The 22019-nt window shown below is 43.2% G+C and carries 19 protein-coding genes and 1 pseudogene; 9 read left to right on the plus strand and 11 right to left on the minus strand.

The annotated features are described in order from the left end of the window. The first annotated feature begins 242 nt into the window (after positions 1-242). The 3 genes from G5149_RS06945 (at position 243) to G5149_RS06955 (ending at position 3917) form a co-directional block, all read left to right on the plus strand. Positions 243-953, plus strand: coding sequence for a hypothetical protein (locus G5149_RS06945; protein ID WP_139440985.1), 711 nt, complete (start codon positions 243-245; stop codon positions 951-953). Positions 954-1370: 417 nt separating this feature from the next. Continuing rightward, positions 1371-2696 (plus strand): hypothetical protein, encoded by a 1326-nt coding sequence (locus tag G5149_RS06950; RefSeq protein ID WP_139440984.1) that lies wholly within the window; start codon positions 1371-1373, stop codon positions 2694-2696. Between the two features lie 360 nt (positions 2697-3056). Further along, positions 3057-3917, plus strand: coding sequence for a TIGR02285 family protein (locus G5149_RS06955; RefSeq protein WP_139440983.1), 861 nt, complete (start codon positions 3057-3059; stop codon positions 3915-3917). A gap of 139 nt (positions 3918-4056) precedes the next feature. On the opposite strand, the gene G5149_RS06960 is transcribed toward G5149_RS06955, so the two are convergent. From G5149_RS06960 to norV, 4 genes are all read right to left on the minus strand, one after another. Continuing rightward, the gene (locus G5149_RS06960) at positions 4057-5274 is read right to left on the minus strand and encodes a 4Fe-4S binding protein (RefSeq protein WP_139440982.1); all 1218 of its coding nucleotides are present in this window, start codon (positions 5272-5274) and stop codon (positions 4057-4059) included. A 108-nt stretch (positions 5275-5382) separates the two neighbouring features. After that, complete coding sequence (locus G5149_RS06965) at positions 5383-5724, minus strand: DUF1971 domain-containing protein (protein WP_017408673.1); 342 nt, start codon at positions 5722-5724, stop codon at positions 5383-5385. A 62-nt stretch (positions 5725-5786) separates the two neighbouring features. Then, entirely contained in the window at positions 5787-6956 is a 1170-nt protein-coding gene (norW, locus tag G5149_RS06970) for an NADH:flavorubredoxin reductase NorW (RefSeq protein WP_042024864.1), read from the minus strand. Then, on the minus strand, positions 6953-8434 hold the full coding sequence (gene norV / locus G5149_RS06975; RefSeq protein ID WP_017408675.1) for an anaerobic nitric oxide reductase flavorubredoxin: 1482 nt from the start codon (positions 8432-8434) through the stop codon (positions 6953-6955). Before norV ends, norW begins: the two co-directional genes overlap by 4 nt. 170 nt (positions 8435-8604) lie before the next feature. On the opposite strand from norV, the gene norR reads away from it, so the two are divergent. Together norR and G5149_RS06985 are read left to right on the plus strand one after the other, a co-directional pair. Continuing rightward, on the plus strand, positions 8605-10131 hold the full coding sequence (norR, locus tag G5149_RS06980; RefSeq protein ID WP_047437273.1) for a nitric oxide reductase transcriptional regulator NorR: 1527 nt from the start codon (positions 8605-8607) through the stop codon (positions 10129-10131). Positions 10132-10256: 125 nt separating this feature from the next. After that, positions 10257-10919: a response regulator gene (locus G5149_RS06985; RefSeq protein ID WP_052200038.1), complete on the plus strand. Its 663-nt coding sequence runs from the start codon at positions 10257-10259 to the stop codon at positions 10917-10919. Positions 10920-11032: 113 nt separating this feature from the next. On the opposite strand, the gene G5149_RS06990 is transcribed toward G5149_RS06985, so the two are convergent. The 3 genes from G5149_RS06990 to G5149_RS07000 all read right to left on the minus strand — a co-directional run bounded on the left by G5149_RS06990 (position 11033) and on the right by G5149_RS07000 (position 14150). Continuing rightward, positions 11033-11992 carry a sensor domain-containing diguanylate cyclase gene (locus G5149_RS06990; protein ID WP_123172652.1) on the minus strand — a complete coding sequence of 320 codons (960 nt, stop codon included), beginning with the start codon at positions 11990-11992 and terminating at the stop codon, positions 11033-11035. A 257-nt stretch (positions 11993-12249) separates the two neighbouring features. Next, entirely contained in the window at positions 12250-13002 is a 753-nt protein-coding gene (locus tag G5149_RS06995) for a hypothetical protein (RefSeq protein WP_107683372.1), read from the minus strand. A gap of 188 nt (positions 13003-13190) precedes the next feature. Beyond that, a complete protein-coding gene (locus G5149_RS07000; protein ID WP_245131223.1) occupies positions 13191-14150 on the minus strand; it encodes a sensor domain-containing diguanylate cyclase in 960 nt (319 codons plus the stop codon). 837 nt (positions 14151-14987) lie between these two features. Here G5149_RS07000 and G5149_RS07005 point away from each other — a divergent pair. Beyond that, the gene (locus G5149_RS07005; RefSeq protein WP_201976756.1) at positions 14988-16553 is read left to right on the plus strand and encodes a sensor domain-containing diguanylate cyclase; all 1566 of its coding nucleotides are present in this window, start codon (positions 14988-14990) and stop codon (positions 16551-16553) included. Positions 16554-16925: 372 nt separating this feature from the next. On the opposite strand, the gene G5149_RS07010 is transcribed toward G5149_RS07005, so the two are convergent. Continuing rightward, on the minus strand, positions 16926-17477 hold the full coding sequence (locus G5149_RS07010) for an antitoxin Xre/MbcA/ParS toxin-binding domain-containing protein (protein WP_201976755.1): 552 nt from the start codon (positions 17475-17477) through the stop codon (positions 16926-16928). 12 nt (positions 17478-17489) lie between these two features. On the opposite strand from G5149_RS07010, the gene G5149_RS07015 reads away from it, so the two are divergent. Then, entirely contained in the window at positions 17490-17681 is a 192-nt protein-coding gene (locus tag G5149_RS07015; RefSeq protein WP_033113929.1) for a hypothetical protein, read from the plus strand. A gap of 590 nt (positions 17682-18271) precedes the next feature. After that, positions 18272-18679 (plus strand): H-NS family nucleoid-associated regulatory protein, encoded by a 408-nt coding sequence (locus G5149_RS07020; protein ID WP_042024860.1) that lies wholly within the window; start codon positions 18272-18274, stop codon positions 18677-18679. A 397-nt stretch (positions 18680-19076) separates the two neighbouring features. Here the strand turns inward: G5149_RS07020 and G5149_RS07025 are convergent, their stop codons facing one another. From G5149_RS07025 to G5149_RS07035, 3 genes and pseudogenes are all read right to left on the minus strand, one after another. Next, positions 19077-19904 carry a Fic family protein gene (locus tag G5149_RS07025; RefSeq protein ID WP_421212185.1) on the minus strand — a complete coding sequence of 276 codons (828 nt, stop codon included), beginning with the start codon at positions 19902-19904 and terminating at the stop codon, positions 19077-19079. A gap of 66 nt (positions 19905-19970) precedes the next feature. Then, positions 19971-20222, minus strand: a pseudogene (locus G5149_RS07030) (DUF4172 domain-containing protein); the annotation flags it as partial. 755 nt (positions 20223-20977) lie between these two features. Then, a complete protein-coding gene (locus tag G5149_RS07035) occupies positions 20978-21184 on the minus strand; it encodes a helix-turn-helix domain-containing protein (protein WP_080989933.1) in 207 nt (68 codons plus the stop codon). A 118-nt stretch (positions 21185-21302) separates the two neighbouring features. Between G5149_RS07035 and G5149_RS07040 the strand changes: the two genes are divergently transcribed. Beyond that, positions 21303-21914: a hypothetical protein gene (locus G5149_RS07040; protein ID WP_265216196.1), complete on the plus strand. Its 612-nt coding sequence runs from the start codon at positions 21303-21305 to the stop codon at positions 21912-21914. The last annotated feature ends 105 nt before the right edge of the window (positions 21915-22019 follow it).

Raw genomic sequence — 22019 nt, forward strand, 5'->3', positions numbered from 1 at the left:
TGCAGTGACATTGCCATAAAACTGTAACAAAAAAATATTTCTTAACATGAACAATGAATATTCTATTGCCGTCCACAGGTGGCTGCCATCACTTGGCCGAGAAGGATGGTTGATTATGTGTCGCGATCTGCTACCTAATTGCAACTCAATATGCTAACGGCTTACTGCAAGCCATCACCACCTCCAAATAACAATCATGTGGTAGTTACTAACTCACTACCGAAAATAATGTGATATATATTATGTCTTACAGAAAGGAATTCTACGAATTATTATCCCAATCTGGGCTCCCTCTAGACCAACATACTAAACCGTTCACGCTATTATTCGTGTATCCTGGTGTAGGCGTTGGTAAGCTATTTGATGATCTTGCTGGTTGTACCAAACAGTTGTGTCTGCTTGCTGATACACAACAGCGGGCACACGGCCTAGGTATCCAGATCGCAGCACTATCGTCCATTGATACATCAACAAATGCTCTCACGAATACGTACTTCCCGATTGGTGTGATTAACCAAGATAACATTCCTAAAGACTTGAAAGTGATCAAGAATGGGCGTTCATTCTTCACACGAGCAGCTTATCTTAAACACCCTACAGGCGAGGTTGAACGTTGGTTAGAACCTGATGGTATTCGCATGGTCGATACTGGCTTTCACAGAGTCGAACAAGCATATCTACGCTATGTTCATCAAGTAACTCATGACGAACTACCTATAGCTCAACTGAAAGATAAATCAGTGACGATACTGCCGAATGGAGCTGACTCAAGGGGTGTACTTCACCTTGCACTGCATCAAGATTACATTCTGAAGCGTCAGTCAATACCCAGCCCTGAGTGCGAAATATCCTATATGAGCACAATGAACGACATTGCATTTCCATTGTCTCCTCATATTCATTCCCATAGTTCAATTGGTCATGAATACTGGGTTGTAATGAAAAGCGCTTAAAACCTGAAACGTCTGGCCAGCCCTCTGAACTTGCTGATGACACAGGTTGTACAAATCTAGTTATCACCTGACACCGACCTATAATCGGTGTCTTATTTACGCCACTTTCGTGCGCACTGCCATTGGAATCAATCTCAAGCCTTCTCCAACATGCTGTAACGGCCTGCTCTTCCACCTTCCTTCCATGTTGTCAGCCAACTCCTACGCATCCTCTAAAGCCCAATGAGCTCGCCTGGGGAGTGGTCATATCTCTAAATCCAATTGGAACTTGATGAAGTTCAAAGTAATTAACTGTAACCATATGATTTTTCATAAAAATGTTGTAGTTACTCATGTAGTGAAAGCATCTAAATGAACTAAATGAACTAAATAAAATGATGCGTTCTATTACATAATTCATTTATGGGTTGGATAGATATGGCAAGAATCCTGATGACTCGTGCTCTTGATGACAACGGCCATATCGTTGATGTCAAATACGTTGTTAGTGGAAAAGCATGCAATTGCACATGCATTGGTTGTCAGGGCGCTGTCTGGGCTATGAAAGGGCAAGTTAAAGCCCATTATTTTGCTCATGAGCCTAACTCAATCGAGCAGAATTCCTGTACCTGGAAGCCAGAAACCGAAATACACATCTTGGCTAAAGAGGTTTTAGCAACGGATAGGCAGTTGATACTGCCGATTGGAACTATAAACCCAATCCATAAAAACATAGTTTTTGATGAGATGGTATGTGAGGTCTATGAGGGCAGAGTTATACCTGATGTTATTGGGTTCATCGAGGGAGAGAAGGTTCTCATCGAAATTGCAGTTACGCACTTTTGTGATCGAGGGAAAGTTAAAGAATTAAAGAGGGTGAATGCAACCTGCATTGAACTTGACCTGAGTGGATTTCGTGTTAAAGGAGAGATAATATCAAAAGAAGAGATAAGAGATTATCTAAAAAAATGCTCCAAAAAATGGGTGTCTGTAGCCCCTGTAGGCAACTTCTCCGAAATGATTTACTCCCATAATAGACAACAATTATTATCTTTACAGCATCAGTATTCATCTTTGAGTTCAAAGCACCAGACAGAGGTTAAAAAACTTAATGCAGAATTCGAAGCGATAAAAAATACGCGCGAATCAGAACTAAGCGATATGCAAAGAGTGATTCAACAGTCTCGGCATGCAGAAGGCAAGGCTAACGCAATTTTAAAAAGATGGGAGAGAGTATTAAAAGAAAAAGAGTCGTCCATTTTAGAGGCACAGGAAAAGATAATCCTATTGGAAGACCAATACAGAAGCTTTGAAATGGAATTGAAAGACCGTCTCTATCATATACAAGATGAAGTTGATCAAAAGCAAGACTTACTACGCGACCTTCTTAATTTAGATGAACTTAAGGCAGAGTTTTATTCACAGGTTGATGATATAAATAGAACAATTAAAGCTAAAGAGGCTCAGCTTGATGCTGGTGAAGTCGAAATACGTAGGCGTTCAGCCTCCTTAGACCTAATACAGAAGAATTTAAATGATAGCATCATCTCGCTGCAAGAACGAGAAGAGGCTCTAACAGAAAAATCAAAAGACTTGGCAAGCATCATTGATATTAAAGCAAGAGAGCTGGCTAAAGTAATGTTTGAGCAGTTGTTGAAAGAAAAATCAAATGAGATAAAAGCACTAGAGGAAAAAGAAAGGAAAGCAAAAAAAGATATTGATGATTTAAGGCGAAAATATAGTTCATATATCAAAATTCCATGATTTTCAAATACTGATTGTGTAGGTGTGGTTCTCACCTGAAAACCATTTTTTATCTAACCATTGACTGACAGCACTTGATCTCAAGAGCACGCCACATAGCGTACAAGCTCTATGGGCTCTATGGGCTCTATGGGACAGCAACAATCAAGCCCCATGCTGCCGTGTATGGCGACAAGCGGGAGAGTTCGGCGTATCAACGTTCAGCACGATCCTTGAAGATACAGCAAACTAGGAATTTCTGCGTTAGTAGGTTTACAAAAGCACATACGCATGCCAATCTTTTCTTGTGAAGATGTTAGTGTTGCTGACTAATCGCCGCACTATGGTTATTTATCAAAATAATAGAGAGGTGAAATAGTCATGAAAAGGATTCTTCTAATACTCATATCTTTTATTATATCTGTCGATGTAACTGCAAAAGAGACCATACATTGGGCTCAGTATGACATTCCTCCACTTTATATAAAAGATGGCAGCTATTCAGGTAGAGGTGTGGTTGATGTTACTGACGCAATGATAAGAGCTGAATTACCTCAGTATAACCATGTAATAATATGGGCGAATATTGCCAGAATTCAACGGATGATGCAGCAAGGGAAAAAAGTTGTCTGTGGCAACATGCTAAAAACGCCTGAAAGAGAGAAGTATCAAACATTTTCTACTTTTCATAAAACACTATCAACTGCACCACATGTAATCATACCATCCAGTGAGCTTAACACTTATAAGCAGTATATAATTGATGGAGACGGTGTTGATTTGCTTCGGTTGATTCAATCGAAGGATAAACTTGGCTATTTCATAGCATCTCGTTCTTATGGAAGTAAATTTGACCTCGCAATTAAAGATAAAACAAATAAGAGAGTTAACTACTCGCTCAATGCTCCGATGGGTAATGTCCTGGATATGCTATTAAAAGATGTAAATGGTTTTACCATTGCATACCCAGAGGAAATTATCTATTACACAGAACGTAAGTTTGGGTATGGCTCATCAACAGTATCTGATTTAAATAAAAAGGCTTATCTAGGGAAGTTCAAAGTTCTTCCGATAGCTGGACAGCCAAAAGAAATATCAACTTATGTTGCCGCACCGAAAACCGAGTGGGGTGATAAAGTCATATCTGATATCAATGAAGCACTATCAAAACTAAAATCAAATCCAGCATATATTAACGAGAACTATATGTGGCGTAACTTACCTAACCATGATATGCGTTAGGTATATAGTGATTCTATCCATTGAATACATATACCCTAACGCTATCTAAGTTCATATACCAACTATCGCAACCTAACCTGGATACACCTTATTTCATCAATGTTGATTATTTATGCTTTTGTGAGATAAGACATCAACTCTAATGTGAAAGACTCGGCAGAATATCCAATAGATAACGGCGTTGTTCTAATGGTGTGTTGCTTGTCCAAAAATCGAAAACAATATGAGCAAACAATGGCATTAAGAGAAGTAAAACACACAACATTGTAAGCAGATTTTTTGCTGAAACCATTTTATTCGCAGTACCAAAATGAATCGCATTAGCTTGTTTTGGGCATGCAGAGATACAAGTTAAACAGTTTGTACACTCAATATTTCTGACTGATATAAGTTCATGAACCTGTATCCTTGATGGACATGCTCTACTGCATTTATCACAATCGTATCCCTTGCTTCGTAAACAGCTGCTGGAAGACCTGCGAATACGTAATGGTGTCAGAAGCCCCAACAAGGAAAGCCATCCACCATAAGGGCATAGGTATCTACAGAAACCTTGCTTGAAAAGCATCGTGACACTTAATACCCAGACAACAAAAATACCTGATATGAAGTTCAAGTTGAAAAAGAAGGCTCCCATTTTCATGTCAGCAGCTTGGTGAAACTGACTCATCAAGTACCCTGGCAGTGCGACATTTGGAACAGCAAGAATAACTATGAACATCAGAAATGATAGAACTAGAAATTTCTGAGACTTGAGCAGTAGGTCTAACCATTTTGGCGGAGCCCACTCACCTGGTAGCAGCAAATTTCGAAAATGATGCAGCCATTCACCGACAACCCCAAGAGGGCAAAACCATGAGCAGAAGGCACGACCTAAAATGAGTCCAGATAAGGAAATAACCATGACTGTGATTGTTGCAGCTGGGTGGTGGTAATCAGTAATGCCCAAACTCAACAACGCTCGCAAGCCAAGACCGCCCGCTATAGGTAGAAAGCCATCTACGATATCAGGTCTAGACAGCCAAGGTAGGTCACCCTGGTGGAGTTGAAAAATATAAACGCCATACTGTATTGTTACAAATCCCCACGATATAACTAAGAAATATCTAACTAAACTACGAAGTTGTTGATCACTTGAATCATAAAATGCGGATATTAATTTATATCTATAAAGCATGCCAATAGCGACAGCAAACACGATTAAACTACTTAGTGGTGGCTTAGCTGCTACCGTCAACCATACAGCAGCGGTTAGCATCAGGAACAGCTGCCAAGACCAGCCTGAACGCTCATGCCACTGGAACAACAACAGATACACCAAGCCACTCAGCATGGTTATGGTTTCAATCCCACTCATCTAGCCAACTCCCATCGCAAAAACAGCCAATCATAAACAACATTACAGTTATTCATTTTGATCTGGATGGGCAGTTGGCCTAGTTTGTGGCGATGATAAGATTGTAATTTATTCTCTTGTCTTAATGAGTGGGGTGTCTGAGCTTACGTTTTCAGCCCAAAAATGGATATTGAATCTAGCATCTTCAGACAGTTCAACCCTGTGCCAATACTGAGGTGGGCTGGTTGCAAACTCTCCGGCTCGGATTACAAGCGTAATTTCAGGTATCTCCGCTGTTTCATCAGCAAAACCGTAATATGTTACCGTCCCCTCCATTACACATAACTGACCGAATACGCCAGCAGCTGTATTGTGATGGGTTAATAGAGCCTGTGGTACGTTTTCATTTGTAAAGAATGGGGTTGAACGGCGAACAACCCAATGAGCTGGTATACTATGCAGTAGCGACATGTTTTATCCTTAATAATCTATGAAATTAAGTAAGGCTGAGCATATGCTCAGCCAGCAATTATTCATCTAGAAAGAAGGCGTAGAAGTGGGAATGCAGCTCCCATTTGGTCTCCACCTACGACAAAGCCGCACATTTCACCATCCTCGCTGCGAGCTTCTGCGACCATTCCATTTTTATTCCACTTAAACTGCCATGAAAGGTCTGTACCTTTTGTTCTACCAGCTAACTGCAAAGGATATTGAAGTGTTTTTACCTTCACTAGCATTGGAGGAAGCGTTAGTGGTGTTGGCTTACCAATCAGAGTTTTAGATAATGCATTGGCACCGAGAACAATTGGCTGCAAAAAGGGGCGTAATTCACCTTTCCACTCAACGCAATCACCAAGCGCATAAATGTGCTCACTCGATGTTCTCAGGTATTCATCCACTACAATTCCACGCCTTACAGCCAGTCCCGCATTCATCGCTAAGGATAGATTCGGTTGTAGACCTATAGCTGAAATGACAAGATCCTGTTCACTGAAACTGCTGTCAGTGAGCTCTATCGTAAAGGATTCGTTGGCATCTCCTCTTTGTATCGACTTGATACCTCGACCAAGTTTTAGGTCAACCCCCTGCTCCCGTAAGGCTTGCAGTAACGGTTGACTCAATGCAGCTGGCATTAATGTACTTAGGGGGCTGTCCGCCAGATCTACAAGCGTCACAATTCGGTCTTGGCCCACCATATCCATAGCCAACTCACAGCCGATCAAACCTGCTCCGAGTACCATAATGCGTTTTGCATTCTTAATTAATTGTTCGGCATTGGCATAATCATTTTGGCTATTGAGGGTTACCATTTTATCCGAGTTGGGAACGGGAGGCAGTATAGAACTGGCCCCAGTTGCCAGCACTAGCTGGCCATAAGAAAAATCGCCATTATTTGTGTGTACCATTTTGTTATTCGGACTAATGCTATGCACAATCGTATTAGGTGACAGAATGATACGTTGCTGTTCAGCAAATTGAGCCCCCGTCAACTTTGTCATTGCGCTGGCGGTGTAACCACGACTGACCACATGACTCAAGTCCGGTTTGTTATATTCATTGCCATTATCAGCGGTAATAAGACGGATCGGTCTTTCACCATCTAATTTACGCAAGCTTTTTACCAACTGCTGAGCGGCAAAGCCGCTACCGATGATGACTATATCCTGGCTGGAACCAGCATAATGCTCATTTAATGCGCTCATACACATGCCTCCACTGCGCATGGTTCGAATACCTCCTTGCCGATGCCGCAACCAGGGCAAAGGAAACTCTCCGGTACAAGGCTCCAGGGAGTGCCAACCGCAACCAATTGATCCGGTTCACCTAAGGCGGGGTCATAAACCCACTGGCAGACTGTGCAAAGCATTGCTTGCTCATCGTCTACTCCGGCTACAACTGACTGGGTGGTCTCCTCTACAGGGGAGATATCAACAGTGAATGGCACTTGATGGGCTGCTTTTTCTGGGCGAGGCACCTCAATAGGATGTAACGCCCATTGACGAGCGAGCTGGCGTCCATGCTCTCGGCACTCTGCCAGTGCAGAACCATCTGGTCGCCATTTGGCTTTCAGAGAAATGCTGATATCAAAGCCTGCATCCATCAATCGGGTCTGGATACGATCTACTGCACCACCAGTCCAGCCGTAACTGCCGAATGCAGAAGCACGCTTGTTTCTAAAGCGCAGGCCAGTTATCTCCTCCAGCATGCCTGCCACCTTAGGCATCATGACGTTGTTCATTGTGGATGAGCCCACGAGTATTCCCTTGGAGCGGAACACTTGTGTCAGGATCTCGTTCTTATCGTGGCGGGCTACGTTGTAGATCTTGACTGCGACCCCAGGGTCAACTTCGTGAATACCCTGTGCGATGGCATCGGCCATCATACGGGTGTTGTTTGACATCGAGTCATAGAACAGGGTGATACGATCTTCTTGGTAGTGGTCTGCCCACTCCAGATACTTGAGAATAATTTGGGTCGGATCCTCACGCCAGACAATACCGTGGGAGGTTGCCACCATGCTTACTGGCAGGTTGAATCCAAGCACCTCTTTGATTTTAGCTGTCACAAGTGGGCTGAATGGGGTGAGGATATTTGCGTAGTACCGTTGGCACTGCTCCATCAATTCGGTTTGATCTACTTCGTCATTGAACAGATGCTCATCACAATAGTGTTGACCGAAGGCATCGTTAGAAAACAACACTGCGTCCTCAGTCATGTAGGTCATCATGCTGTCGGGCCAGTGCAGCATAGGTGTTTCAATGAACACCAGCTGCTTGCCATTACCGATGTCGAGACTGTCGCCTGTTTTGACTGGATGGAAGTTCCATTCAGGATGATGATGGTGTCCCGTGATTGAGTCGATAGCGTTGTGAGTGCAGTAAATCGGAGTGCCTGGGATACGAGCCATCAATTCGGTCAGTGCCCCTGCGTGATCTTCCTCAGCATGGTTGATCACCACATAATCGATAAGGTTAAGGTCGATCTCTGCTGCAAGGTTTTGAACGAACTCTCGGCTGAACTTATGATCGACTGTATCAATCAGCACGTTCTTCCCTTCACGGATGAGATAGCTGTTGTAGCTCGTCCCCTTGTTTGTCTTGTACTCAGTACCATGAAAATCTCGAACTTCCCAGTCCCGTTGGCCGACCCAGTGAATGTTGTTTTTGACATGAATGGTCATCTGGCAATTCCTCAGTATGTAATAGTTGGTATTTCTTGATATCAACTATTGCAGCTAACATGCCAACCCATAACTTATTGTTTTTATGAGATTTAATTTATTGATTTGTTAAAATGACATAGCGTTGATATTGTTTAAATGACAGCATTAATGTCATTTGGACACTAACGATGATTTCGACAGACAGTTTGGCTCGTATTGCTATAGACATACAGCTGGGGATTTCACATCAAGACAGATTCCACCGCCTTATCCAGAGTATTCGCAGCCTACTGAACTCAGATGCGTCAGCCTTGCTACGGTACGAAGGAGGCCAGTTCATCCCGCTCGCCATCGATGGCTTAATGCAGGACGTATTAGGACGCCGTTTCGCCATCAAGGAGCACCCACGCATGGAGGCAATTGCTCGTGCTGGTGACGTAGTACGCTTTCCGGCAGATAGTAACTTGCCAGACCCCTATGATGGCTTGATCCCTGATCATGCAGAATTTAAGGTGCATGCTTGTGTTGGTTTACCTTTGTTCTCCGATCAAGTCTTGATTGGTGCATTGACCATCGATGGAATGAATCCTGCCCAGTTTGATGACATTAGCGATGAAGAGTTGCGTTTAGTTGGTGCGCTAGCGGCAGCGGCGTTAAGTAACTCATTACTACTAGAGCGTTTAGCTCGCCAGAGCAGTGAGCCATTAATACCTTCAACACCAACAGGTGCAGATAGGTTCGAGATAATCGGGCATTCTCAGGCGATGCAGCAGCTAAAGCATGAGGTAGATATAGTTGCTAATACTGATTTAAACGTCCTGATTTTGGGCGAAACGGGTGTAGGTAAGGAGTTAATAGCAAAAGCTGTACATCTTGGCTCGCCACGTGCAGATCGCAAATTGGTATATCTCAATTGCGCAGCTCTACCGGAATCCGTAGCAGAGAGTGAACTATTTGGACATGTGAAGGGAGCGTTTACAGGCGCTATTCATAACCGTGCGGGTAAATTTGAACTAGCGGATAAGGGCACATTGTTCCTGGATGAAATTGGTGAATTATCCTTATCATTGCAGGCAAAATTGCTACGTGTCATTCAATATGGAGACTTGCAGCGGATTGGTGATGACACTCCACTAAAAGTCAATGTACGTGTGCTTGCTGCAACGAATCGAGACTTGAAGAAAGCGGTCATCGATGGCGAGTTTCGAGCAGACCTCTATCATCGCCTGAGTGTTTTCCCTATACATGTACCAGCCTTGAGAGACAGAGAGGATGATATCTCCTTGCTGGCTGGTTACTTTTGCGAGTGCTGTCGAGTGAGTATGGGGTTAGAGCAACTGCGGATCCAACCTCAAGCACTGCATCTTTTGAAGGGCTATGACTGGCCTGGTAATGTGCGCGAACTGGAGCATGCCATTCATCGTGGTGCCGTATTGGCTAGAGCAGAGCAACGAAGTCCGGTTCTGACGCTTGCAACCCATCATTTCAGTATAGCTATACCACCAATGCCTCAATCTGGCATAAGTCCTACCGAAAATATGGATGACTTCGCTAGTAACCAAATGGGTTTGAGAGCATCAACTGATGCATTTCAGTCTGCGTTAATTAAAAAGGTACTAGCAGATCATAATGATAATTGGGCTGCAACAGCACGAGCCTTAGACATTGATTGTGGTAACTTACATCGTCTAGCCAAACGACTGGGGTTAAAATGATAAAGATACATAGCTATGGGCCATTATAGAGTTGCATCCTGCATATTGGTTAACGTGTTGATTTATAGTGTTTTTTATGCACGTATGGTGTAATGTGACGCTAGCATGGTATTGAGAATGTAGTTATGGATAACAAAGTTTCAATCGAAGAAATGCAAGCATTAAAAGTATTGCTTGTAGATGACCACGCTATATTGCGGGCAGGAGTCAAAGCTACACTCTCAACAGATCACCTTATGAAGGTAATTGCAGAGGCTGGCAATGGTAAAGAAGGATTAGATCTGGCAGTAGAATATGAACCAGATTTAATATTGCTTGACCTTCAAATGCCAGTGCTTAATGGATTAGAAACGCTGAAGAGAATCAGAGCAAAGAAAATAAAAAGCAAGGTCGTTATCTTCACCGAGTCAGATTTGGAAATTGATGTTGTAGAAGCGTTTAGGTTCGGAGCAAATGGATATCTTTTAAAAGATATTGAACCGCTTGATTTAATCAGCTACATTAAGAGTATATGTGCAGATGCATCAGTTGAAAGCCCTCAGCCAAAAAATAAACTCATGTTAAGTTTATCATCAGAAATAAATGTTGGCATTATCGAATCATTAAGCCATAGGGAAATTGATGTAGTAAAGCTTCTTGCTGAGGGCCACTCGAATAAAGTTATATCCAAACTTTTATTCATATCACCAGGGACTGTAAAAATACATGTGAAAAATATTTTAAGAAAACTTAATCTAAAATCAAGAGTCGCCGTCACTATATGGGCGCACAACAGAACTATTAAGTAGATTTAATAATCTGAATGAGCACAGATAAAAAAGTTCATGTTGCTCTTATCATTGTAACTCATTAATCTCCTGCTGAGAACACATAATTAATTTACCCATGGCTAGCATCTAATTTATCCATCTTGCTTGCAACGATACATTTCGTCATCTGCTAATCGAAGTAACATGTTTAGATCTGGTGGAGTCGTGGGATTATAGCTCACTATACCTACTGAGCAAGATAGGGTGTAGGCTTTACCGCTGTGTAAGTTGAATTCATCAAATGAGATATTTATCCTACTACGCATATATTGTAAATACTCATTGTTTGTCTCAGGAACTAAAACTACATATTCATCACCACCTAATCTTGCACAAATATCAGAGTTTCTAAAAACCATATTTATTAGTCTGGCAGCTTGGCACAATGCATCATCTCCCACATCATGACCAAAGCGATCGTTTATCGATTTAAAATTATTCAAATCGATAAACAATAATGAAAGACTTCTCTTTGTTCTAAATGCATGCTGCAAATATTTCTCAGCTAAAAGAATAAACCCTCGTCTATTAGTGATCCCAGTAAGTTCATCTATTGTAGCCATTTGTACAGCACGTAACTCGCTCTCAACTGTAGATGCTAAGTCAGTAAATAAAAGTCTCTCTTTGTCACCAAAAACCCTTGGCTTCCGATCTATAATGCACAAGGAACCAATGTGCAGTCCATTCGTTATGACTAATGAGTGTCCAGCATAGAAGCGAATATATGGCTCCCCAATAACCATCGGATTCTCAGCATATAGGGGATCTTGAGTTGTATCCTCTATAACAAGCATGCTCTTTGTGAGAAACCCTTTTTTACAAAAGGAGATATTCGGAAGTGGTTCATGCATGTTTAGACCATAACAAGGTTTAGCCCATCCATGCTCATTATCTTCAAAGGATATTAGGGCAATAGGCACGTCAAAAATATTACGAGCCATCCTTGTTATACGAATGAAACGTTCCTCTGTAGGGGAATCAAGTGCTTGAAGACGGCGTAACGCATCTAGGCGTAGAAAGTCGGGATCTGAGGTTTCATGAAGAGGTTGCATCCTTGCTTCCTTTTTTCATATCGGTTTTAAACGCAAATAGTATGGCATTCTTTGAGATGCAACAGAATGGAATGTAGCATTACATATGACGGATTTTAGTTGTAGTGTGATCGTTAACACATTAGCTTCTCGCATGGGATTCAACTCGACAGGAGACCAAGCCAGCATCACATCATGAGCGGCCTCAATGGAAGCCTTGCGGCTAAGGGGAGACCATGGAGGATGATATTACAATGCGCGGCAAAAAATATTTCTAGTTAATCATGGTAGCAATATTTATCTTTCAACTGTTCAATCTTATTTTCCACTTTCATCATGTTTAGCGTAGAGGCTAATCTTTGTGCTAGCGTAAAATGCCTATTATTAAGATAGGCATAGCCTTCTAATTTATCTACAACGCCAGCCGAATGTACTTTTTCGTATTCTGGTGAGCTTTCAAGTAGGTCTTTTTTGTTTTTATCAAATACAAGGGTTTGCTCAATAAATATATCTGTACGCCCTTTTATCAGTTTTTTCAATCCCTGTTCTGTCGTATTCACATCAGTAAGTAAAGATGGTTTAATCAACTTTGAGAGAACCTCTCCTGCGCGCTTAGAACCTCTTCTAAACTCAATCTTTAAACCATCTTTGTTTAAGTCATCCCAAGAATTAAATTCTAACTTTTTATCATATACATATGCCTCGATAGTCACATAAAAATGTGACTCGTTCACTCTAATCATATTTTTTGTTTGTTGCTGATATTCTAATGGTCGATGTATCTCTCCATCGACACTTCCATTCTCAGCCAGAATTGGGGCTCGTCCACCAGGAACGCCACGATAAATTAGTTTATATCCTAGTCTGGAGAATGCCTCGCTGTAAATATTATGAAGCCAACATCCATACCTTGATTTGAAGGTGTCATCTGAACTCACCAAAACTATAGTGTTTTCAACAGCACTTACACCTAGCGAGAATATAATGAAAAAAATATAAAATATGTTTTTTATAAGGTTTTGTGAAAACATATAGATCTCACATTGACATATCATACGCTCAATATAGCTCAAAATTAAACTTTCTTCATTTTTAAATGAAAAATATATGATGACTACTGGATTGCTTTGTAATATTTACATATTTAACTTTAAAGATTACTCGCACGCCCTGTATCTAGAGTTACAACGCCGAACGACATAGAATGAATCGATGCCTATTATGAACGCTGCCCTTTGCATACATACATCTCCTCATCTGCTTGCCGGAGTAGTTGATCTAAATCAGGTGGAATACTAGCATCGTAAATAACAATTCCTAAGGAGCATGACAACTGGTATGGCTTACCACTATGACTATTGAAGTCATCTATTGCATGATTCAGCCGCTCTTTAATTCTCTGACAATGTTCACTACCAGTGCCAGGTAAAAGGACAACGAATTCATCCCCACCAAGGCGAGCGAATATATCAGCATCGCGGAATACTCGGCATAACAACTCGGCCATATGTCGCAACGCGTCATCGCCAATGTCATGACCAAACTTATCGTTAATTAGTTTGAAGTGATTTAGATCTAAAAAAAGTAAGGCCGCTGGGTGTTTTACACGAAATGCATATTTCAAACTTTTTTCGGCGAGCAGCATGAATCCTCTACGGTTAGTTATCCCCGTCAATTCATCTATGGTTGCTCTCTGAACGGCTTGTAACTCACTCTCAACCATGGATGCCAAATCAGCTAACAGCGCTTGGTCTCGTGGGCTAAAACCCCTGGGTTTAGAGTCTATGATGCACAATGTACCCAGCTTCAAACCGTTCCCAACTTCTAGTGGATGGCCTGCATAGAAGCGAATGTGTGGTTCCCCCGTGACTAAGGGGTTGTCAGAAAATCGTGGATCTTGGGCCGCGTCTTCAACTACAAACAGTTCTTCACCGAGAATTGCATGACCACAAAAAGAAATGTCTCGCGGTGTCTCCAATACCGGCAACCCACAACATGACTTGAACCACTGTCTGTTTTCATCCACCAATGAAACCAATGCGATGGGCACATCAAACATGTTGCGAGCCATCCTGGTAATCCGGTCAAAACGCTCCTCTGCGGGGCTATCAAGTATCGCTAAACGGCGCAATGCGTCTAAGCGAAGCGGTTCGTTATCCGGTACTACAGGGCTTTGCATCAACATCTCCTTGTTGTGTGGGCACTGTACGCTGCCAACATATACTGTGCATCTGTAGATCTGATGTACTGACAGTATATTACAGTAGGTAGACCTATGATTTCGAGCCATCTCATCTTTGATGACAGGAGCAGTGTTTGCACTCTTGGTAGCGTGGTTGTCGCTCGCTCGACAAACAAGAGCTCGCCTAGAATCCCCCTAGTTTTATTCGACCATCCTAGCAAAAAGCCATTCCGCAGTTAACTTGTTTGTCATTAATGAACTAACCTCATATCATCAAGTCTCCCAGTTTTTGCATCTGGATGTTTCACGATGGTCAGAGTCATTTTTCAAGCCAAGGTACATACCTCCGTTGACTCAGGCGGGTGGGTCGAAGTCCCACATTTATGCTTGCAACACTGCGTTATAGAGGACTTTAAGGCTCACCCTCGCTGGAGAAGATCCATCTCATCTTTAGAGCTGGATGAGATTCTCGAACAGCACACCACTAGGTTGTTTGGGGAGGCCAGGCGATTAGATCTGAACACTGTGCCTGAAGGTGTCTCTGTAGATGTGTTCGGGGCTTTGGCTATTGTTACTATAAATTTGATGCAGTGTGACACATACCATTGAAAATATAATATATTCAGACACTTATGACTTTAAAGCTCAGGCCATCGTCTTCATCGTAGACAAACCTTAACGTTCAGATTGTATGAACGGTAGTAAGTAGTTATCGAGCAAGTCGTCCTGAGGGGGCTCGTTCAGGTTCGAGGAGGGTGATCACAATGATGGGCTCATTTAAAGCTTTCTGGTATGGTTAGCCCATCAGATTTTTTCAGACAGGATGTCTGTGTAATGAGTGATAAAACCCAGTGGAAAACATGGTCATTGATTTCCCGCATGCGTCTTGGGTTAGTTCTGCTTTTCGTCCCCATATTAATTCTCGGGGCCATTTATTACTATCATATGACCGTCACTCTGCAACGTGATTTACAGCAACAGTTAGTATCCAAGAATGATCAACTTCATAATGTTTTGATTAAGCCATATCTTGATACCCTCACAACACAGTTTGAGCTTATCTATCGCAAGGTTGATTATAAAGACTTTATAAATAATAAGATCACGCATCAATCTGAATACTTACACGACTGGCGGCGTTATCAGGAAACTGCTGGGCTACAATACATCTATGTTGGCACAGAGCATCGACAATTGCTTGTTCATCCTGAATGGCAACCAGACTCAAATTTTAACCCACGCATAAGGCCATGGTATCAACTTGCCGTTAAAAATAAAGGCAAGATGGTTTGGACTGAACCATATTATGACTACATTTACGGAACGCTATCCCTCTCATTAGCTAAAACAATTGAAGACCCGACAGGGAAGTTAGTTGGTGTCTTTTCAATTGATACATTACTTCAACCTATATCAAAGTGGCTTAATTATAAGCAAGATGCTGGGTATCAGATGTTGGTGAATGGGGCTGGTAAGATGCTAGTTCATCCTGATAAAGAACTAATGTTTACTCCCATGAAAGATATGACCTGGCTTTCAAAGTTCACAAAAGAAAAAGGCGTATTCCATGATAAAGAATCTGGGATGTTTGTGGCATATAACAAAGTCGATGGTCAAGACTGGATCTTGGTTAGTGTTGTTCCAGAATCTACATTACAAGGTGTCATTGAGAGTGTGTCGCTTAATGTTCAAGGTGTCATCGCGCTAACATGCATCCTTTATTTGTTACTCGCATTGTCATGGTCTCGTTATTTTCAACGCATGCTCAATGAGCTATACAATGTTATAAGGTCAAGTCGTAACAATTCATTAAAATCACCTAAGAATAGAATGGTTGAGTTATCACATGTGTATGACGAAGTGGCAAAATCGACACATGAATTATCAGAAGCTCGCTTACAGGCTAATGTTGACCAACTGACAGGTTTATACAACCGTAGATTTTTTGACATAAAGCTTTCTCAGCTATTAAAAAAGCAAGAGCCATTTTATTTAGCACTGTTAGATTTAGATGACTTTAAAAAAGTGAACGATACGTTCGGACACCAAACTGGTGACTCTGTATTAAAAAGAGTAGCGAAACTTGGAAATTCAATTTTTTATGAGCATGGCTGGTTCTGTCGATATGGTGGAGAAGAATTAGCTGTATTGTTTGAAGTGGGCTCTGGGAACTTAGCGATATCTTTACTGGAGGCATTAAGGCATGGTGTTGAGCATCTGGACTGGCGTGAAGATGCTCTTCGAGTAACACTCAGTGGTGGGGTTGCTGTTAGTAAAAAAGATATTAGTGCAAAAGAGCTTATAAATGCAGCTGACATTCAGGTTTACAACGCTAAACGCGATGGTAAGAATCGAATTTACGAGTGCATATCAATAACTACTGTTCATGACACCATGTAGCGTGAATCCCATATGATTGATATATATGCAAGAAATAAATTGAAGTTTTACTATTCAGTGCCTTAGGCACTAATTTAACCAGTTATTGTAAGGGTATCTCCTTCGATAGAATTCGTTATTAGATTGTTATGACCTTCAATTATGAGTGTTTATTGATGAAATAATAGCCGTGGGTGTACAAAACTGGTTTATCTTCGCTGCGTAGCAGCGGAATAATGGTGAGCTGCTTAAATTTAATTGAAGCTCTCATAATTAGTAAATGGACAGTTTTCCGAATTTTTCAAGTGGGGTAAATGAAATAAATTTCAAAAAATGATGAGATTGGTTGTTTTTGAAGCATTCTGTGGGGATTCGCCTATCAGAACCCTCGATTTAGTTGCACACCCCATGCTGAATCCGTCCCACCAAATTCACAACAGCCTGAACCCCCATCGGTGTATTCAGCAATGTGGCTGGAGCCACGCCACCGAGGCCCCAGGCTGGTCTGTTTATCCATGACAACGCCTTGGCAGTATCGTTCTTGTTGAGGGATAGTGCCGCATTGAGGGCCTGTACAACGCCGTATACCCTGGCACCCTGAGAGATTGATAGGGGAGCCCCAATCCTCAGCTTGCGAGCAACAGTGTGGCGGCTAATGCCTGCTAAGCGGCATATCAAACCTATGTCTGCACTCATCAATTCAGCCAGTCGATGAATGATGCCAGGAGCAACGCCAGCCACGATCCATAGATGTGCTCCTAGTGGGTCACGAGGAATACCAAGACCTTCTAGGAGACGGTTCGGAGTAACTGCGTCACTACTAGGATGATAGGTTGCATAGGGCATCATGTAGCACTCCTCATTGTACAAACACGACCTCTCATGAGCTATCCTACCCCAAACTGTCGTTTTGAGTGGAAAATTAACAACCAAATGCCCCTGCATTGAGGAGGGCTGATGACCGAGTTGGTCTGTACTGAACCAGGTTTAGGCATTGAGCTGGGGACTACTTTTCAGGTTCTATCGGAGAACGGCTCTGAATGGGAAATCCTGTTGGGTAATGAATACCGAAGGGTCAACAAACGCAGCGGGCGCGTTACAGGTTGGAAAACACCTCCAAAATTTGAGTGCAAAGACATCCAAAAATAACAAATGAGAGTTCAATGCTGGTTATGCCAGTAATAATGTTGACTAGCGGCTTCACCTTTCATAGAATCAAGGCACAGGGAGATTCGCTACCCTAAGTGCGAAGTTGAAACAAGGGAGAGTCGCTACCCTGAGTGCGAAGTTGAAAAAATGCTGAAACCCTGCCTCGTTGCGGGGTTTTTTGCTTTCTGGAGACATGGATGTGTAGTGGCCTAGTCATCCAAGACTTCCTCTTAAGTTAAGAGGGGCGAAGTGTCTGGATCCTCAAGGGGCAAATCTAAAATTTCTTATCATCGACTCATTCTGTGAGCCAATGATATTGTCCTATCGGCTCATTTCGTGAGCCGAACAAGATCCTTCATCGGCTCATCTGGTGAGGTGGTCTCAACGCTCACTACCACTTGGATTTAATTTTTAGCTACATATTTTCATAGCAGATTGGAGCTAGGCCAATAAGTAGATCCAAACGCAATTTAGCTCAGGATTTTTAAATGATGCTTTTTCGAATCATCTTGGTGCCAAAAACAGTGGAGCTGATGCTGGGATTGAGAGATAATTTTCCTGATATAAAAATGTGATACATGAGGATAAAAATGAACGATTTTTTGAAAATACTGATGAATATTCGTAGTCTGCGAGCTGCATTGCGCGAGCTCTCTTTCGAGCAGCTGGTCGAAATCAGAGAAAAATTCGAAGAGATTTTTGCTGAGCGTGAGCAGCAAGAGAGCAAATTGAGAGAAGAGTCCGCTGAACGCCTGCAAAAACTGGCTGAGTTTACCGAGCTGCTGAAACAAGCGGGCATAGATCCGAGTGAGCTTGTTGGTACTGCAACCACTGCAAAAGCAGAGGGTACAGTAAAGAGCAAGCGCGCTCCTCGTCCTGCAAAATACAAATACACCGAAGACGGTCAGGAGAAAACCTGGACTGGCCAAGGTCGCATGCCCAAGACCATCGCAGAAGCAGTGGCTAATGGTCGTGCATTGGAAGAGTTTTTGATCTAGTGCTGAGAGCCCATGCCAGCTCGGCGTGGGCCTTTAATTCTATCTGTAGTAGGAGCACCGTATGGGGAGGACATTGGAGGATATGATTTCATCCGAATCACCCGAGGTTGTCCAGAGAGCAAAGGCGCTGGCCGAAGAGCAACTGGTACGTCTCAGTGTGACCAAACTGCTTTCAAATCTCGGGCCTGGTGATGTTCCTGCAATAGATCCCGATGTTCTCGATAGTTTGTTATCACTCAAAAGATTAGTTGAGAGCCATGACTGTCGGTTAAGTCTATTCGTTCATATGCCTGACGGCACACATCATGGCGTCAACATTTAACTAAATAGCGTAATTTGTACACCAATCGCAGCTCTCATCTACCAGATGAAATTAACGCCCCATGGCGATGCTTTTTCAAACTCCCTCGGTGTGCAAGCGGATCTGATAGCGTGTATTGCGTCCGCCACCAGGTAATTTCTCAATGCACCCCCTACCCACCAATTCGGCCAGATGGCGTGTAGCCGTCGCCTTGCTGACTCCGGTGACTTTTTGATATTGGCTGGCGTTGATGCCATTTTCAAAACCTTGTTGGCCGCCATCCAATAAACGGTTAATAACCTTGGTTTGCTCTGGACTCAGACCATCATGACAGTGCTGCAACCAGAAATGTTTTTTGGCAAGAGAACGCTCAATAACCTGTAATGCCAGCTCTATGGCGTAATCCAGTGTGTCGAGGAACCAACAGATCCAGGAGGTAATATCTAGCGAGCCCCTCTGCGCTGACTCAAGCGCTCGATAGTAGTCACCCCGCAGCTCTAGAATCGCAACTGACATGGCATACAGCCGGATGCTGTGGCTGTCAGCCTGTGACAACGCGAGATCGGTCAATGCCCGCGTGAGCCGCCCATTACCATCATCAACGGGATGCAGGGTCACGAACCAGAGATGGCAAATCGCCGCACGAAGCAGTGGATCCATCGTGGGGTCATGCTGAGTCTGGTTAAACCAGGGGATGAACTCGGCCAGTTGATCGTCCAGAGTTGCTCTGGGCGGTGCCTCAAAATGCACGGTGGGGCGATCTACACGTCCAGAGACAACCAGCATCGGCGCATCTCCTCGCAACTGCCCTACATGCAGCCGCTTCACCGACCATTCGTTGACGGGGAACAACCAACGATGCCATTGATAAAGCCTCTCAATCGTCAACCGTTGTTCATGGTTGTCGATGGCATCCAGCATCATGGCCGCGAGCCCCTCTGAGCGCTCTGATACTGGATATGACTGAGTTTGTGGCCCACCTAACCGCCGAGCAAGGGAGGAACGCACAGATTGGGCATTGAGGCGTTCGCCTTCGATAGCGGATGAGGAGATGATGTTAGCCAGTAACGTATCTAACGCTTGGTCGGAGTTCCCCAACCTGGAATGACGACCGATTAGAATTCCCTGCCTGCGTTGAACGTGCCGTAATCTGGGCAATATCTCGCTATCCTGCCAACGAAAATGGGGCCAATCTGCTTGTTGCCAAATCCACAATGGTTCCATTATTTCCTCATCCAACATGCTAGGGTCTCAATAATGAGCCGACCCAGCCCATCATTCGGCTCAATGTTTGAGCTGAATATAACACATGCAGCAGAACAGAAGAGCTGGTAATGAGGATGGAGATCTAGGTTGAAAATCTCAGACCGGAGCTAATGAAAAACTGGATGTATTGCTGCTGTGTGGAGCTACAGCAACCAGTTGATAGACAAGGCGGGAGCTCGTTTTCGTTTCGAATGGTTCTTGTGAGCTTGCAGCTTGCGCTGCATGAAGCCACGCACACGCAGATGCCGTCTGGTCTGCTCATTCATATGCCTGACGTTACTCACTAATATTGGGATGCCAGTCTAAGCCACCAGAAGAGAAGGATCGAACCACCGAGTAGATTGCCTGCCAGGTATTTCCAAGAGCGGTCTGACAAGAACAAAATCGCCCCCAGTATCGTTATCAGGCCCCAGAGATAGGGCATGAGCAGTACATATAGGCCAGTCAGTGAGTATTCATCGTTAAACCAGTCATAGACAGGCTGAATGAACAGGATCGATGCATTCAAGAGGTGATAGAGCATGAACAACACGAACACCCATGTTCTCTCTGTCTTTATGGCTGTGCTCACTTTAGTTCCCTTTGGAACGGATGGCTGAGTTCAATGACGGTCAAAAAAGGTGTTTAGGCAGATGCTAAAGCTGGCAATGATGCTAATCGCCATCACTGTGAATAATTATGGGAAAATATAGTTTTATCTGGGTGAAGAGATAATTAATTGGCAAATATATCTATGGCAACAAGTCGCGAATGTCACACCCCATTACCCTGGCAAGACGATAAGCCTTTTCCAGGGTGATATTAACCTCACCACGCTCAATTCGTCCTACGTAGCTTCTATCAAGTTCGGCCGCATATGCGAGTGCATCTTGCGATACACCCAATTGAAGCCGTCTATTACGTACAGCATCACCAAATTTTTTTGCTAGATCTTGCATGTCTCGCCTCTCACTGGCGAGCACTATCTCTGGTTGTCTGGCTAACGACCACGGATTATAATCCGCAATCAAGTTTAGATCCCCACTAAATGTTTTCGTTCGAGACCAAGGATTACTTATGAGCTCCCAGACTGTGTGGTTACCTACCGCACTCTATACCGCACTCATTCGATTGCAGATGGATGATTTCACTACAACGGAGTGCTTGAACGCAGTCTTTGGTGAATCAGAGTACAATCAGGCCCATAAGAGGCGATATGGCCTCGTTTATCGTAATCTGATGAGGTTGGTTGACGCGGGTTTCCTGGAACGGAGAAATGTTGATGATGTCCGATCGTATCCAAGTTTCGTTAAAACCCCTCTATTTCATGATGTGAACTTTCAAGAGGAACTAATTGGCCCTGCGACTCAGGGAGAGCTGGAAGTTCAGGAAGTTCAGGAAGTTCAGGAGGCTCAGGAGGCTCAGGAGGCTCAGGAGTATAAAAAGGAATCGAACGATGCTCTCTTAGATGAGTTAAACGCGAAAGCGAGCCTCTACCGCATTGAAATTCAGGAGTGCCAAGCAGCAATTGCTGAATACAATATGCTGCAAACAGATTTTCCCGCGCTAGAAATTACTATTGATAATGCACTTCGGAATACCAGTCAGAAATACCGAGACTTAAGGGGACGGCTGGCAGCTGTGGAGAAGGTGATGAGGGCTTTGGGGAGCACCGAGTCGGCTCGCTAATATCATCCCTTCTATATATAAGCCGATCTTGACTACATGACCCTAGGTGTCTGTGATTTTAGGTCATGTAGTTTACCTCACCGCTGCTCGTTCATATACCTAGCG

It is taken from the genome of Aeromonas sp. 600479, assembly GCF_049175515.1.
In the GTDB taxonomy this organism is placed as follows: Bacteria; Pseudomonadota; Gammaproteobacteria; order Enterobacterales; family Aeromonadaceae; genus Aeromonas; species Aeromonas veronii_A.

Bases quoted from the DNA above. Each gene is read 5' to 3' on its own strand.
- G5149_RS06945 (WP_139440985.1), top strand. From the start codon at position 243: ATGTCTTACAGAAAGGAATTCTACGAATTATTATCCCAATCTGGGCTC.
- G5149_RS06950 (WP_139440984.1), top strand. From the start codon at position 1,371: ATGGCAAGAATCCTGATGACTCGTGCTCTTGATGACAACGGCCATATC.
- G5149_RS06955 (WP_139440983.1), top strand. From the start codon at position 3,057: ATGAAAAGGATTCTTCTAATACTCATATCTTTTATTATATCTGTCGAT.
- G5149_RS06960 (WP_139440982.1), bottom strand. From the start codon at position 5,274: ATGAGTGGGATTGAAACCATAACCATGCTGAGTGGCTTGGTGTATCTG.
- G5149_RS06965 (WP_017408673.1), bottom strand. From the start codon at position 5,724: ATGTCGCTACTGCATAGTATACCAGCTCATTGGGTTGTTCGCCGTTCA.
- norW (WP_042024864.1), bottom strand. From the start codon at position 6,956: ATGAGCGCATTAAATGAGCATTATGCTGGTTCCAGCCAGGATATAGTC.
- norV (WP_017408675.1), bottom strand. From the start codon at position 8,434: ATGACCATTCATGTCAAAAACAACATTCACTGGGTCGGCCAACGGGAC.
- norR (WP_047437273.1), top strand. From the start codon at position 8,605: ATGATTTCGACAGACAGTTTGGCTCGTATTGCTATAGACATACAGCTG.
- G5149_RS06985 (WP_052200038.1), top strand. From the start codon at position 10,257: ATGGATAACAAAGTTTCAATCGAAGAAATGCAAGCATTAAAAGTATTG.
- G5149_RS06990 (WP_123172652.1), bottom strand. From the start codon at position 11,992: ATGCAACCTCTTCATGAAACCTCAGATCCCGACTTTCTACGCCTAGAT.
- G5149_RS06995 (WP_107683372.1), bottom strand. From the start codon at position 13,002: ATGTTTTCACAAAACCTTATAAAAAACATATTTTATATTTTTTTCATT.
- G5149_RS07000 (WP_245131223.1), bottom strand. From the start codon at position 14,150: ATGCAAAGCCCTGTAGTACCGGATAACGAACCGCTTCGCTTAGACGCA.
- G5149_RS07005 (WP_201976756.1), top strand. From the start codon at position 14,988: ATGAGTGATAAAACCCAGTGGAAAACATGGTCATTGATTTCCCGCATG.
- G5149_RS07010 (WP_201976755.1), bottom strand. From the start codon at position 17,477: ATGCAGGGGCATTTGGTTGTTAATTTTCCACTCAAAACGACAGTTTGG.
- G5149_RS07015 (WP_033113929.1), top strand. From the start codon at position 17,490: ATGACCGAGTTGGTCTGTACTGAACCAGGTTTAGGCATTGAGCTGGGG.
- G5149_RS07020 (WP_042024860.1), top strand. From the start codon at position 18,272: ATGAACGATTTTTTGAAAATACTGATGAATATTCGTAGTCTGCGAGCT.
- G5149_RS07025 (WP_421212185.1), bottom strand. From the start codon at position 19,904: ATGATGCTGGATGCCATCGACAACCATGAACAACGGTTGACGATTGAG.
- G5149_RS07035 (WP_080989933.1), bottom strand. From the start codon at position 21,184: ATGCAAGATCTAGCAAAAAAATTTGGTGATGCTGTACGTAATAGACGG.
- G5149_RS07040 (WP_265216196.1), top strand. From the start codon at position 21,303: ATGAGCTCCCAGACTGTGTGGTTACCTACCGCACTCTATACCGCACTC.